The sequence below is a fragment of the Simplicispira metamorpha genome (assembly GCF_004341365.1).
GTDB classification, from domain to species: Bacteria; Pseudomonadota; Gammaproteobacteria; order Burkholderiales; family Burkholderiaceae_C; genus Simplicispira; species Simplicispira metamorpha.
In genome coordinates, this window is record NZ_SLXH01000028.1 from 1 (window position 1) to 14,035 (window position 14,035).

Annotated in this window: 15 protein-coding genes; 8 read left to right on the plus strand and 7 right to left on the minus strand. The window is 63.9% G+C overall.

Going from position 1 to position 14,035, the window contains the following annotated elements; genetic code table 11:
• From EV674_RS13985 to EV674_RS14000, 4 genes are all read right to left on the minus strand, one after another.
• A partial coding sequence (locus EV674_RS13985) for an IS701 family transposase (RefSeq protein WP_132750461.1) occupies positions 1-807 on the minus strand: 807 nt, incomplete at its 3' end.
• A gap of 60 nt (positions 808-867) precedes the next feature.
• A complete protein-coding gene (locus EV674_RS13990) occupies positions 868-1,647 on the minus strand; it encodes an SDR family oxidoreductase (protein ID WP_119014742.1) in 780 nt (259 codons plus the stop codon).
• Positions 1,648-1,657: 10 nt separating this feature from the next.
• On the minus strand, positions 1,658-2,644 hold the full coding sequence (locus EV674_RS13995; protein WP_157891323.1) for a Bug family tripartite tricarboxylate transporter substrate binding protein: 987 nt from the start codon (positions 2,642-2,644) through the stop codon (positions 1,658-1,660).
• A gap of 10 nt (positions 2,645-2,654) precedes the next feature.
• A complete protein-coding gene (locus tag EV674_RS14000; RefSeq protein ID WP_063460652.1) occupies positions 2,655-3,926 on the minus strand; it encodes a cytochrome P450 in 1,272 nt (423 codons plus the stop codon).
• A gap of 337 nt (positions 3,927-4,263) precedes the next feature.
• On the opposite strand from EV674_RS14000, the gene EV674_RS14005 reads away from it, so the two are divergent.
• From EV674_RS14005 to EV674_RS14040, 8 genes are all read left to right on the plus strand, one after another.
• The gene (locus EV674_RS14005; protein ID WP_157983723.1) at positions 4,264-4,989 is read left to right on the plus strand and encodes a TetR/AcrR family transcriptional regulator; all 726 of its coding nucleotides are present in this window, start codon (positions 4,264-4,266) and stop codon (positions 4,987-4,989) included.
• A 29-nt stretch (positions 4,990-5,018) separates the two neighbouring features.
• Positions 5,019-6,596, plus strand: a complete 1,578-nt coding sequence (locus EV674_RS14010; RefSeq protein WP_119014739.1) for a phytoene desaturase family protein — start codon at positions 5,019-5,021, stop codon at positions 6,594-6,596.
• Positions 6,597-6,643: 47 nt separating this feature from the next.
• Positions 6,644-7,933 carry a cytochrome P450 gene (locus EV674_RS14015; RefSeq protein WP_060987161.1) on the plus strand — a complete coding sequence of 430 codons (1,290 nt, stop codon included), beginning with the start codon at positions 6,644-6,646 and terminating at the stop codon, positions 7,931-7,933.
• Positions 7,934-7,953: 20 nt separating this feature from the next.
• Entirely contained in the window at positions 7,954-8,985 is a 1,032-nt protein-coding gene (locus tag EV674_RS14020; RefSeq protein WP_119014738.1) for a hypothetical protein, read from the plus strand.
• A gap of 15 nt (positions 8,986-9,000) precedes the next feature.
• Positions 9,001-9,351 carry a nuclear transport factor 2 family protein gene (locus tag EV674_RS14025; RefSeq protein ID WP_119014737.1) on the plus strand — a complete coding sequence of 117 codons (351 nt, stop codon included), beginning with the start codon at positions 9,001-9,003 and terminating at the stop codon, positions 9,349-9,351.
• Positions 9,352-9,610: 259 nt separating this feature from the next.
• On the plus strand, positions 9,611-10,036 hold the full coding sequence (locus tag EV674_RS14030) for a nuclear transport factor 2 family protein (protein WP_193552725.1): 426 nt from the start codon (positions 9,611-9,613) through the stop codon (positions 10,034-10,036).
• On the plus strand, positions 10,033-10,869 hold the full coding sequence (locus EV674_RS14035) for an SDR family NAD(P)-dependent oxidoreductase (RefSeq protein WP_119014736.1): 837 nt from the start codon (positions 10,033-10,035) through the stop codon (positions 10,867-10,869). The genes EV674_RS14030 and EV674_RS14035 overlap by 4 nt, the downstream gene beginning before the upstream one ends.
• A 55-nt stretch (positions 10,870-10,924) precedes the next feature.
• The gene (locus EV674_RS14040) at positions 10,925-12,145 is read left to right on the plus strand and encodes an MFS transporter (protein WP_119014735.1); all 1,221 of its coding nucleotides are present in this window, start codon (positions 10,925-10,927) and stop codon (positions 12,143-12,145) included.
• On the opposite strand, the gene EV674_RS14045 is transcribed toward EV674_RS14040, so the two are convergent.
• Genes EV674_RS14045 through EV674_RS14055 form a run of 3 tightly spaced genes read right to left on the minus strand, consistent with a single transcriptional unit; the run spans position 12,142 to position 13,984 of the window.
• Complete coding sequence (locus tag EV674_RS14045; RefSeq protein WP_119014734.1) at positions 12,142-12,567, minus strand: dihydroneopterin aldolase; 426 nt, start codon at positions 12,565-12,567, stop codon at positions 12,142-12,144. The two genes, EV674_RS14040 and EV674_RS14045, sit on opposite strands and share 4 nt — an antisense overlap.
• A 1-nt stretch (position 12,568) precedes the next feature.
• Positions 12,569-13,345, minus strand: coding sequence for an SDR family oxidoreductase (locus EV674_RS14050; RefSeq protein WP_119014733.1), 777 nt, complete (start codon positions 13,343-13,345; stop codon positions 12,569-12,571).
• 60 nt (positions 13,346-13,405) lie between these two features.
• Complete coding sequence (locus tag EV674_RS14055) at positions 13,406-13,984, minus strand: glutathione S-transferase family protein (RefSeq protein WP_157983722.1); 579 nt, start codon at positions 13,982-13,984, stop codon at positions 13,406-13,408.
• Positions 13,985-14,035: the final 51 nt, after the last annotated feature.

Sequence of the window (14,035 nt, forward strand, 5' to 3'; positions counted from 1 at the left end):
CGCCCAGTCATACAGCCGCTCGCCCTTGGCACCCGCGCCTGCTGAGAGGCGCTGCCAAGCGCTTGCTGGTTGCGCTTGTGCGATGGTCTGGGCGCTGCTGTAGTTGGGCCCTTGCCACCACAGGGGCTCATTGCAGGCAACCGCCAGCACAAAGGACTGCTCGCGCGATTCCAGCCACGCGCGCAGGCGCCGGTCGCCGCCATACACTGCATCGCCTGTGACCCAGCCACAAGGCACCCCGGCATCGAGCGCGCGCTCGATCATGCGCTGGGCCAGTTGGGGCTTGGTCTGAAACTCTACCGAGGACGGTATCCCTGCCGCCTGGCAGCGTGCCCTGTCCTCGATCCACTCCCGGGGCAGGTACAGCTGGCGGTCGATGAAGGCGCCGCCTCCACAGCCGGCGTAGTGCAAAAAGACGCCGACCTGGCTGTTCTCAATGCGACCAGCCGTGCCGCTGTACTGGCGCTTGACGCCTGCCGAATGTCGCCCCTTCTTGATAAAGCCGGTCTCATCGACGATCAGCACTGCCTCTGCATCGCCCAGGTGCTCTGTCACGTAGTCACGCAGAATGTCCCGCGCCAGATCTGCATCCCAATGCGCACGCTCGAGCAGGTGCTGCACGCCGTCGGGCGTGGTATCACCGATGAACTCTGCCAGCTGCCAGCTGTTCTTGCGCTCGACGTTGCTCAGCAGCCCTTGCAGATAGCCCAGCACGCGGGCCCTGGGCTCGGGCCGCTTGAACAACGGCGCCAGGCGGCTGTGAACGCTGAGCAATTCCTGTAGCCACGGCTGCACCTCTACCGTCATCTTGACTTGCCACGTTGTTTTGACGCGTGGCACTTTACATCAAGTACTACGGCTGTAGTACTAGATCAGGCCTTCATAGCTGCCGCCGTCGACCTGCAGATTCTGGCCACTGATGTAGCCCGCCTGGGCCGAGCACAGGAAAGCGCAAGCATCCGCGAATTCTTCAGGTCGCCCAAACCGCCTGGCAGCGACCGGTTTGAGCAACTCCGCGCGGGCTTGCTCTTGGGAAATCTGCCTGCGCTGGGCCAGTTGCCCAGCCATGTATGCGATGCGGTCGGTCTCGATGCGTTCGGGCAGCAGGTTGTTGATGGTGACATTGTCTCGCACCACCTCGTTGGACATGGCCTTCGAAAAGGCGGTAAGGCCCGCTCGCGAGGCCGTCGAAAGTCCGAGCATCAGCTTCGGCGATTTCACCATGGCCGACGTGATGTTGACGATGCGCCCGAAGCGGCGCTCCCGCATCCCGGGCACCACCGCCTGGATCAGCAAAATGCCGCTGAGCATGTTGCTCTCGACGGCCGCGATCCACGTTGCGTGGTCCCATTGCCCGGCTTCGCCTGGCGCTGGCCCGCCGTTGTTGGTCACCAAGATGTCAGGGGACGGACAGGCGGCCAGCAGCGCGGCGCGCCCCGCATCGGTGCCGACATCCCCCATGACGGCGACCGGAGGCTGGCCCGACACCGCCGCGATCTCCGCAGCGGCTGCATGCAGCGCCTGCGCATTGCGGCCATTGATGACCACCATGCAGCCTTCCCGCGCGAGCGCCAAGGCGCATGCCTTCCCGAGTCCTCTCGAAGAAGCGCAAATGATGGCCTTGCGGCCAGCGATGCCCAGATCCATCGGTCACTTCCTATTCGAGCTTGCCCATGCGCCGAACCGCCTGGTTCATGCGTGCAGCGTCCTGACTCCAGAATGCCCGGAACTCGTCCGCGTCGAGGTAGGCGGGAGTTCCCTCTGCCTTGAGCAACGCTTGCTTGAATTCGGGATTCTCGGCGGCGATGCGAAACGCCGACTGCAACCGCTCCATCACGGTCGGTGACACGTCAAACGGTACGAAAGCCCCCGTCCACGGCAGCACGCCCACGTTCAGTCCCGAGGCCTCGGTGCTTGGAGCGGACGGGAACTGTGGCCACGCCTCCGCCCCCACGGTGGCCAGGACGCGCAGCTTACCCGCCCGGACATGGGAAGCGATCAAGGAACGCGGCAACATCGTGAAATCGACCTGGCCGCCAAGCAGCCCCACCATCAGGGGCGCGCCTCCCGCATAGGGGATGTGGTTGAGCTTGAGCCCGGCCTCATGGGCAAAGATCTCCACCGGAATGTGCACGGTGCCATAGTTCCCTGACGAGCCATAGCTCATCTCGCCGGGCCGCGAACGCGCACGGACCATCAGGTCGCTCAAGGTTTGCAGAGGGCTATCGGCCCTCACCACGATAGCGAGCGGATCGGTGCTGATGCGCGCCACCGGCTTGAGCTGGCTCAGCAGGAATGCCGGCTTTTGCTGGTTGACTTGGGCTTGCTCAGGCAAGGTTGACAAGCTCGACAGCGTGAAGAGGATCGAATAGCCGTCAGGCTTGGCGCTGGCGACGGCGGCCGCGCCGATCGCACCGGCCGCGCCCGCGCGGTTCTGAACCACCACGGGCTGGCCAAGCACCCGCTCCAGCGACGGTGCGAACTGCCGCGCCACGCTGTCGGCAAGGCCTCCAGGCGGAAAAGGTACCACCAGGTTCACGGGCCGGCGAGGAAAGGCATCCTGGGCAGCAAGCGGATTGGAAGCAATGCCGGCCGCACTCACGAGCAGCCAACGGCGACGAGACATCTGGAACGGGTTCTTCATGGGAACTCCTTCAGTCCCACACCACGTGCACTTCATGGGGGCCACGCAACTGGGCCCCGGAGATCCGGGGAGCGGGCCTCGCAGGGTCCAGCCGCAGGTTGGGCAATAGATCCAGCACGGCATTGAGCGCCACCTGCATCTCGGTCTTGGCGATGAACTGGCCGATGCACATGTGCGGACCGAAGCCAAAGCCGAACGAGGGCTTGGGCTTGCGGTCGATGTCGAACCGATCGGCCTGCTCGAAGGCCTCCTCATCACGATTGGCCGACATCACGATCGCCTGCACCATCGCGCCCTTCGGGATCTGCGCGCCACCGATCTCCAGATCCTCAGCCGCCTGGCGCACCTTGAATGTCGCGACGGGCTCGAACCGAACCGCTTCGTCGATCGCCTTGCCGACCAGCGCGCGATCATTCCGCACACGCTCGAGCAGTTCCGGCCGCTCCAGCAGCAATACCAGCAGCGACCCGAAGGTGCGCGTGGTGGTCTCACCGGCGGCCGGCAGCAGCGAGCGCACGAAGGTCGAGATCTCATGGTCGTCCAACTGGCGGCCCTCGTACTCAGCGCGAATCAGCCTGCTGATCAAATCCTCCCCCGTCGCGCCTTCGGCCCGCACCTGAACCACCGCTTCCTTGACTGCGTCATAGAGCATCTTGGCGGCCTCCATGGCCGCTCCGCGCGCCCGGGCTGCCTTTTCCGGGTCGACCTGGGGTCCCGCGAGGATGGCCAGGGCCCAGGCGGCGACCTGGTGGATGCGCTCTGGATCATTTTCCGGAAAACCGATCAGCGAATAGATCAGTCGGATGGGAAAGTGCAGCGCGAAGTCCATCAGGTCAGCGCGCTTGCAGGCTACCAGCGGCAGCAGGTATTCATCGCGAATGATGGCGTCCATCTTAGGCTTCCACCGGGTGACCACGTCGGGCATGAAGACCGGTTGCAGCAGTGCCCGTGCCCGGCGGTGCTCCTCTCCGTCCATCCCTGTCAGGATCAAGCCGTCAAAAAAAGCGCCCAGGCCTTCCGCGATGAAGCCACTGGTAAAGCGGGTCGGATCCCGAAGCACCGCCATCACGTCACGGTACTTGAAGACCGTGAACGTCGGACGGTTCGCATCTTGGCCCGCGATATTGGGCACACCGAGCCCGGCCATGAAGTTTTCCGCCACCACGGGGGAATTCCGGCGCATGGCGGCGTAGACCGCATGGAGATCGACGTCGGATCCGCGGTAGTTGTCCGCGACCCCCGCAAATGCCCGTTCGAGGGATGAAGTTCTGGTGCTGGTCATCGCAGGTTTCCTTCGCAAACTTTGCATCGCGCTCGGTGATTTATAGACATTTTTTCGAATTGTGCATCATTTAACACATATCAAATAACTCGTAAACCCGTGAAGGCACATAGTAAACACCTATGTCACTTCGATGAACATATGATCACAATCAAAAAAAGTGTTCAATTATTCCATGAGCAACCATTCCTCAAGCCCGCCTCTCTCTGAGGCTCGCCGTCCAAAGGCCCAAGGAGTCGGCGAAAGCACTGGCCGTGTGGCCGGAGCGGCGAGGCAGGTTGACAAAACCCTCTCGGATGGCCAATACCTCGATGAATGCGCTGTAGGCCGCCCGATCATGGACGCGCATCTGCCTCCGATCGACCCCATAAAGGATCAACATCCCTTGGGTGATCACCGCCGCCGGGTGGCGCGGGAGCGGCGCGAGCGCATGCGCGAACGCCTGATTGCGGCCACCATGGACGCCTACCGCAAGAGCGCGGGAAAACGCCGCCCCGTGATCGATGACGTGATCCGTGCGGCCAATGTCTCCCGCGGCACTTTCTATAAATACTTCGACACGCTGGACGAAGTTCTTGCGGAGATCGGCCGCACCACAGCGAGCGAAATGCTGCAGAGTTTCGAACGCCTGTTCGAGCCCCTGGATGACGGCGCAGTGATGCTCGCCACGGGCCCGTTGATGGCGCTGGCCCGTGCGGCGATGGATCCTGCCCACGGCGCCATTGTTTCTCATGCGGACTTGGTCGATCGCATCAACGGCGACGATCCGCGCCGCCAATTGGCTTTCCGCAGCCTGAACTATGGACACGAGCAAGGCGTCTTCCAGTTCGACTCGATCGAGGCCGCCTTCGATCTGGTGATAGGCACCAGTGTCGAAGGGGCTCGGCGCATCTCCCGTACGGGACAGCTCAATGGGGCCTGCATCCGCGAGACCGTGGTCATGATCCTGCTCGGCCTGGGCATGAAGCTCCCGGCGGCCAGGATCGCCGTGGCCATCGCCTGGCAGAGGCTCCAGGATGCGTCCGAACACTTGCATTGGTGGAAGCCAGTCGCGCCCGCCTAAGCCCGCCCTCTTCTTTTCCAGGAATCTGTATGAGCACTACACCTCTCTATGACGCCATCGTCATCGGCGCAGGCCACAACGGGCTGGCCAGCGCCTGCTATCTCGCCGCCGAGGGCCGCAAGGTCATCGTCGTCGAATCCCTCGGCAAGGTCGGTGGCATGGCCTCCTCCGGCTATCTGATACCCGAAGCCCCAAATCATCTGGTGCACCCCTGCGCCCTCGATCTGATGTCTCTGCGCGTGCATCCCATGATGCCGCAGGAGCTCCAGCTGGAGCGCCACGGCTTTCGTCAGACCGAAATGGAGCCTGGCTATGTCTATCTGCATCCGGATGGCAACTCACTCGTATTCGGCCGCAGCGCGGAGCAGACCGCCGCTGAGATCCGCCGTTTCAGCACGGCAGACGCCACGGAGTTCCTGGCCCTGATGCAACTGGTAAACACCTTCATCGACTTGGCGATCCCCATGATGCGGGTCGATCCCGCGCAGATGAATCTAGGAGCGAAATGGCAGGCGCTCAAGGTGCTGATCAAGAACCGGCACCTCAGGCCGGAACTCATGGGCTTGATGAAAAGCCCCGCCTACACCTCCATCATGGAACGGTTCGAGCACCCGGTCACGCAATCCGCCCTGTGCTGCCTGCTGGGTGCCGCCGGCCCTATCACAGGCGAGGGTACCGGGGTCTATTTCGCGCTGCTGGGTTTCATCCAGCGCTTCGGCCTGGGCCGCGCCGTGGGAGGCATGCAGACTCTGTCTGACGCCCTGGCGGCCCGCCTGACGGAACTGGGGGGCGAGATTCGGCTCCATGCTCCTGCTGCCGAGATCGTGGCCCGTGGCGGTCAAACCCAGGGCGTCCGGCTTGCCAGCGGCGAAGTGCTCGAGTCACGCAGCGTTGTCGCGGCGGTGCACCCCAAGATTGCCATGAATATGGTGACACCTGGCGCCATAGAACGCCGCTACCTGACGCGGGTCGATCTGGCGCCAGCCAATGCCCACGGCGGCTCGCCCATGAAGATCGACGTCGCACTTCGCGGCCAGGTTCGCGCCAGCCGCCACGAAGCCTTGCGCGCCGACGGACTGAGTCTTCGCAAGAGCGTGCTGCTGATCGGCACCGTGGAAGCGGTGCTCGACAACTTCAAATGCGCAGCGCGTGGCGATGTCTCCCGACTGCCCTATCTGTGGGCCACGGCACCGAGTGCCGTGGACCCCACGCAGGCCCCCGAAGGCCAGGACATCGCCTACCTGTATCCGATCGCCATGCCCCTCGAACCACGCGAAGGATGGGATGCCATCCGTGCCGCGGTGACACAAATGGTCATCGACCAAACGGACGCGTACCTGCCAGGGTTCAAGTCACAGGAGATTGGCCGCCGCGCCGAAGCGGCACCCGACTTCGCCAGTCGGCTGAATGTTCCCAACGGCTGCGTGGTGCACATCGACACCGGTGCCTCGCGTACAGGGCTCATGCGGCCGGCCTTCGGGCTCGGCGGCGACACGTTGCCGGTGAAGGGGCTGTTCTTCGGCGGCGCCGGCATCCATCCCGGCGGTGGCATCAATGGGCTGCCGGGCCGCATAGCCGCTGGCCGCGTGAAACGCTATCTGAAGTAAGTCCGTTATCCCCACTTTCCCATATCCATCCCTAAAGGAGACGCTCCATGAATACCACGACCAAAACCACCACCGAGAACGCCCAGAAGCTCGAAGCGGCCTATGCCAGCGTGTCCGACCTCTATCGCGGCAAAACGGACGACCTGTATGCCGCCTGCCGCGAGATGCGCAAGACCACACGCGTCTACGAAGGCGACTTCATTGCCAAGTTCCTCGGGGTTCCGACCAACGCCGGGTTGCAGACCCGGCCGACCTACGCCGTGTTCCAGTATCAGGACGTGATGAATGTGCTCAAAGACGCCAACACCTTCACCAGCGGATTCATCCTCGAAGGCATGGGCAAGGTGTGGGATGGCCTGATGATCCTGGGCATGGACGGCGAGGCCCACCGCAAGGTGCGCGCCCTGCTGCAGCCGGCGTTCATGCCGGAAAACGTGAACAAGTGGCGCCCGAAGATCGACCGCGTCGCGCGCGAGGATTTCATCATGCCTCTGCTGCCCGACAAGAAAGCCGACCTCATGGAAATGGGCCTGAACTTTCCGGTGCGTGCCATGTACGCCCTCGTAGGCTTCCCGGAAGACAACCCCGATCAGTACAACCAATATGCAGTCTGGGCGCTATCGATGCTGGCGGCCAACCAGCTTGACAAAGCCAAGGCCGAGGAAGGCCGCCGGGTCGCCGCCATTGCGGTCAAGAGCCTGTACGACGCGCTCATGGAGCAGGTCCAGCGGCGCCGCGCCGAAGGCGCAACGGGCGATGACCTCATTACCCGCCTGATGAACGCCGAATACGAGGGCCACAAGCTCGACGACCACGAGGTCGCGACCTTCGCCCGCTCGCTGCTGCCCGCTGCCGGTGAGACCACCACACGAACCTTCAGTGCGGCGATGACGTTCCTGCTGACCATCCCCGGCCTGCTCGACCGCGTGCGCAACGACCGCAATCTGGTGCCCAAGCTGATCGACGAAGCCGTGCGTTTCGAGCCCTCCTCCACGTTCAAGGTGCGCGAGACCTCCGCCGACGTACAGATCGGTGACGTGACGATCCCCAAGGGCTCCTTCGTCCAGTGCATGGTCGCCTCGGCCAACCGCGACGAAAGCGCCTTCGAGAATCCCGACGTGTTCGACATCGATCGCCGCCAGAAGCCGTCGTTCGGCTTCGGCTTTGGCCCGCACATGTGCATTGGCCAGTTCGTGGCCAAGCTCGAACTGAACTGCGCGATCAACGGGATTCTGGACCTCATGCCCAACGTGCGGCTCGACCCCGAGCAACCCGCGCCCAAAATCGAAGGCGCCCATCTGCGCGGGGCCAAGAGCGTGCACGTCATCTGGGATTGATCAGGAAGGCCCCTCCGATCATGCGAACCTTCGACACGATCCCCGAGCGCTCCGACTTCGCCTACCAATGCCTGGTCGGCCCGCAAAAGGTCAGCGGCGCCAGGCTGGCCGATCTGCGCGACCACTTCGGCCTCAAGCTCACCAAGCACATGCCGTTTGGCAGCGTGCGCGACGATGAAGGCCACATCTACTCGGTGGTGCGCGCTCTCAACGCGCCGGACAGCACGCCCAACCCCACCAAGTTCATCTACCAGAGCACCCGCCTGGATGGCCAGAACATCCGCATCGACAAGGAAAAGATCGCCTCCAGAGCGCTCACCCTGTTTCCCGCACGCGGGCTCGATGGCGACACCGCCTGGTGGTCCAGCCATCCAGAGGATCCCGGTCAGCCCTGGCGGCTGACCGCCTCTGGCACCGGGTTCAGTTGGCGGGAAGAGGGCTTGCTCGACCTCACCGGCCAACTCATCGGCAATGGCATGCAGTGGTATTTGCCTGGGGTGGACTGGGGCACCTTCTACGTCGCACAGCTCTACGACGTGCAGGGCACCTGCGAGGGCAGAAAGGTCAAGGGCATGATTTCCCTGGACCAGGCCTGGATGGCGGAAGGCGGCGCCATCCACATGCACAAGGACCTGGTCGTCAACAACAAGATGCACGTCATCTGGTGGAACTTTGCCACGATCTACAAGGACGGGAGCTGGGATGTCGGCTCCTTCCTGGTCGGCCACGACAAACTGGGCTACGCCATTCTCCAGAACGAAAAGGGCGAAGTTCGCTGCACCACGGATATCGAAGGCACGGTGCGCCATGAAAAGGACGGCTGGTTCGCCGAGGACGCGCGCATCATCCTGGAAGGCAAAGAGGAATGGGAGTTCCTGCCCGACCCCAAAGGCCGAATGCTCGACTTCGTGGGCGGTTTTCCCATCACAGCCCAGCAGGAAGGACGATGGCGCCGAGTAGGCGATACGCGCGAGCCCGACCGCTGGATGGCCTGGGGCGAAAGCGACAAGCGCAATGGCACGGCACGTAACGTCCGTGGCACCGAAATCTGAACTGGAGACCATGTCATGGACAAAAACACCATCGAACATTTCCTGCACGCTCAGGTGCGGGCTTGGAACGCCGGCGACAAGGAAGGCTTCTTCGCTGCCTACCGCTCCGTAGCGCCCGAGAGCCTACAAATCGAGTATGTCGGTCGAGGTCCTGCGGCCGAAGGCTGGACGATCCTGGAGGGCATGTGGACGCAGCAAAATTCCAAGATCGAGATCGAAGAAGTGGCCCTGATCATCAATGGGAGCGAGGTCGCATGCCACAACCGGAACAAGGTGCGGGGCAATTCGCTGACCATCGAGACCATCGAGCTATACCACTTCGACAATGGCAGGCTGACCGTGCGCTATTTCATTCACCAGCCCTGAAGCAGTGAAAGATGCCCTGCACCCGACCCGAAAGCCTTGGCAAGCGCGCTCCGCAGCTCTGCCACCATCGCTGAACGAGCAACTCCACGGCCGGTGCTTGAGCCCCTGCGAGGCAGACCGTTAGCCGCGCGTGACGGTTGCCCGCTGGGCCTATAGCGAAAGTGCTCTGCCGAAACTGCAGATCCCGGAACTCATTGCGATCTCATCCCGTTTCCATGGGCTGCCGACATGAGTGCTGCCTCCACAGAGATAAATCACCATGCATCAGATCCCTTCAGAACAGATCAAGCGCTTCATGAGCGGCCAGGTCCGCTGCTGGAACAACCACGACAAGGCCGGCCTGCTAGCCCTGTACCGCGAAGTGGCCCCAGACCTCCTGGACATCGAATACGTGGGCCGCGCGCAGCAGGCCGATGGCTGGCTCGTCATCGAAGAGATGTACGACAAGCACAACCACCAGTTCCGCCTCGAGGTCGTGAGCACCATCATCAACGGCAACGAGGCCGCTGTGCACCACCGCAACTGCATCGTCGGCACGAACCAGGTGATCGAGAGCATCGAGACCTACCGGTTCGGTCTCGGCAGCCTGCACGTGCGCTACTTCCTCAAGCATCCAGAGGATGCCGCCGTGAACCTGGAACAGTTCCGCGGCTTCGCCGCCACCCCGTCGAAGGAAGTCCCATGAGCAAGCCCGCGCTTCCCGGCCCGCACGTGGGCCGCTTCAAGGACCAGGTTGCCATCGTCACGGGCGGCGCTTCCGGCATCGGCGAGGCCACCTGCCGTCGCCTCGTCGCCGAAGGCGCCACCGTGGTCGTGGCCGACGTCAACGCCGAACGGGCCGCAGCGCTGGCTTCGGAGCTGGGCCCACGTGCCAGCGCGCAGGTCTTCGACGCCGCAGACGTGCGAAGCATCGAGCGACTCGTTCAGGGCACGGTCGAGCGCTTCGGGCGACTGGACGTGCTGCATAACAATGCCGCATTGAGTTCTCCGGTCATCCATGCCAAGGACAAGAACGCCATCGACATCGAATTCGAGGTCTGGGATCAGGTCATGGCCGTGAACCTGCGCGGCTACCTGGCGGGTTGCAAGTACGCGCTGCCGACCATGATCGCCCAAGGCGGTGGCACGATCGTGAACACCGCGTCGACCGGCGGGTTCTCGGGCGACATCACGCGCATGGCCTACAGCGTGTCGAAGGCAGCCATCATCGGCCTGACCCGCCAGATTGCCACCCACCATGGCGCCCAGGGCGTGCGCTGCAATGCCGTCGCGCCCGGCCTGGTGCTCACTCCCGGCACGCGTGGCGCGGCCGCGAGCGTGATCGACGTAATGCAGCGCCACCTGCTGGTGCCCGAGTTCGGCGAGCCCGAGGACATCGCAGCGCTGGTGTGTTTCCTGGCCTCAGGCGAGGCGCGCTACATCAACGGGCAGACGTACATCGCCGACGGCGGCATGCTGGCGCACAACCCGACCATGGCCGACCTCGTCGACATGGCCAAGTCCAGGAAGAGCAGTTGAACCACGTGAACCTCTTCCATAGCGGCTGGCGCAAGGCGTTGGACAAATCGGCCTGATGCCACACACCCCCGCCGACTCGCTGCTCGCCCCGTTCCGAGGGTCGGGCTTCCGTTACCTGTGGCTGGCCTGGCTGTCCGGCAACATGACCATGTGGATGCACGAGGTAACCGCCGCCTGGCGCATGGCCCAGCTCACCGACAGTCCCGCGTGGGTGGCCTGGGTACAGGCGGCCGGCACCTTGCCGCTGTTCGTGCTGGGCCTGGCCAGCGGCGCGCTGGCCGACCTGCTCAACCGCAGGCGTTTCCTCGCCGTGGCGCAAGCCTGGATCGCCGTTGTGGCGGCCGTGCTGGCGGTGCTCGCAGGCATCGATGCCCTGACCCCAGGAACGCTGTTGCTGCTGTGCCTGCTCAATGGCGTTGGACTGGCGTTGCGGTTTCCGGTGTTCTCGGCCCTAGTGCCGGACCTGGTGGAGCGGCGCCTGCTTGCCTCTGCCCTGACCCTCAACGCCCTGGCCATCAACCTGACGCGGGTGCTGGGCCCTATCGTCGCGGGCATCGTCCTGGCCTGGCAGGGAACGGCGATGGTGTTCGCACTCAACGCCGTGCTGTCCATATTGGCCGGCGTACTGATCTGGCGCGCTCCCATTGCCCCCCATGTTCCCCCCGCCGAACGCCCGCGCCTGCTGCAGGCCATGCGCGATGGCGTGAGCCATGCCCGGACCTCTCCCATACTGCGGGCGGTGCTGTTCCGCGCTTTCATCTTCTTCACCCAGGCCGTAGCGCTGGTGGCCTTGCTGCCCCTGGTCGCCAAGGACATCGGCGCCAACGAAACCACCTACACCACCCTGCTGGCCTCCATGGGCGCGGGGGCCGTGCTCGCCGCCATGGCCCTGCCCCGCCTCCCGGCACTGGCGGCGCGCAACCGGATCATCGATGGGGGCGTGTGGCTGCACGCGCTGGCCACGCTGGGCGCAGTTTGGGCGCCCAGCGCGTGGACGCTCGCGCCAGCGCTCGCCCTGTCCGGTGCGGTCTGGCTGTGTGTGGCCAACACGCTCACCATGTGCGCGCAATTGGCATTGCCGGCCACCTTGCGCGCAAGGGGCATGGCGATCTACCAGATGAGCATCATGGGCGGCAGCGCGGCGGGGGCCATTCTGTGGGGCACCATCGCGGAACGCACCTCGGTGGGTGCATCCCTGGCGGCATCGGCGATTGCCAGCCTGCTGCTACTGCTGTGGACCCGTGGCACCAGCCTAGAAGAACGCGCCCGTCACTAAGCTTGCGGCCCCAGGGCGCCAGCAGTCACGCCGTCCTTGAATGCAAACACTTCGACGCCGACCGCTTCGCAGTCGGGGTAGACATCGGGTTTCTCGGTCGAGACGCGTGCTGCCAGTACCTGGGGATGGGCGAGCAGCGCGCGCAGCAGATCATCCGCCAGCGTCTCCTGCAATTGGATATGCCCGCGCCCCACGCGCTCCCGAACCGCCTCACGCACGAAATCGTAGTCCACGACCTCCCCCAGATGGTCATCCACCGGTGTGCTGCACGCCAGGGGAACGTACAGATCCACATTGATGCGCACACGCTGCGGATGCCCCTGCTCAAAGGCATGCGCCCCGATGTTGATGTCTACCACATGGTTGCGCAGGAAAAGGCGGCGACACCGCGCCAATGCAGGAGTCAGAAGGGTGTTGGACATTTCAGCGGGCTCCCATCTCGCGAGCCAGGAACATCACGTCGCGCGGCTGGCGGGTCAGGTGCTGGCCTCCATCGACAAGGATGGTGGAGCCTGTCGAAGCCGGGAATGTCAGCAGGAAGCGGACCGCGTCGGCGATATCCTCCGGCGGGGAGCTTCGCCCCAGCGGATTGAGCAGTTGGCCCAACTCGAACTCCCGCTCGTTCATCGGCCCGGACAGCAGGGCGAGCCCCGGAGCCACACCTCCTACACGCAAGCGCGGCGCCATGGCCATGGCCAACATTTTTGTGGCTGCTTCCAGCGCCGCCTTGGACAGGGTGTAGGAAAAATAGTCAGGGTTCGGGTTCCACAGCTTCTGATCGAGCAGATTCACCACGCACCCTGTCCTCCCGGTATCCATCAGATGCTGGTACAAGGCCTGCGCCAGCAAGATGGCGGGCGCGGTGTTGGCCTTCCAGTGAAGCTCCATCGCCGCCAATCCGCAGGTCTCGGCGTTGTCGTACTCGAAAACGGACGCATTGTTCACTACGGCATCAATGCGGCCGAATCGCCTCACCACCTCAGGCACCAGCGCTCGGCAACCGGCCTCATCGCTCAAGTCGGCGTAGAGCGCTTCCGCTTGTCCTTCACCGCGGCGCAGCTCCCTGAGCGTGTCCTGCGCTTCCTCCGACGAGTGCCGATAGGTGATCGCCACGTTCCATCCAGCCGCAGCCAGATCAAGCGCGATCACGCGTCCAATGCGGCGAGCACCGCCGGTAACAAGCACGACAGAACGGGACATCGGTTCAGGCTCTCGATAAAAAATACTAGGCAGAAAAGCGGCGGGCTGCCGTACCGCGGCTCAGCGATCTAGCGCCAAGGCCCGGCGCCGCGCAGGGCGATCGGCGCGGGCCAGATAGGCGTCGATGACCGGGCAGCCGCCCAGCAGCGGGCGCGCAGTGTCGAACAAGCTCATGAACAGGATGTCCGCAGCGGTGAAACGCTGCCCGAGCAGGTAGGGGCCGCGTGACAGCGTGTGCCGGATGCGCTGCATCATTGATTGACTCAGGCCGCGCATCGCCGGATCCTGCACCAGCAGGCCCTTCTCCTCCATGTAGACCAGGGGTTCGGTCAAACCCACCTGATAGAAGAGCCAGGTGAGATAGGCTCCACGCAACGCATGCCCCGCCGGCACGCCGACCTCGGCCTCGGGATGCAGATCGGTCAGGTAAAGCGCAATGGCAGCCGTCTCGGATACCAAGTGGCCATCGTGCTCCAGCGCGGGCGTGAACCCATGCGGGTGCGGATTGCGCGGATCGGCTTCACTGCCATCGTTGCGCGGGTATTTCACCACCACGACCTCCCGTTCCATGCCCAATTCCTCCAGCAGCCACAGAATGCGCGCCGAATTGGAGCCGGGTGCGTGATACAGCTTCAGCATCATGTGTCCTTGTAGCGAGATAGGCGATGTGATCGACGCCCGTGCAAAACC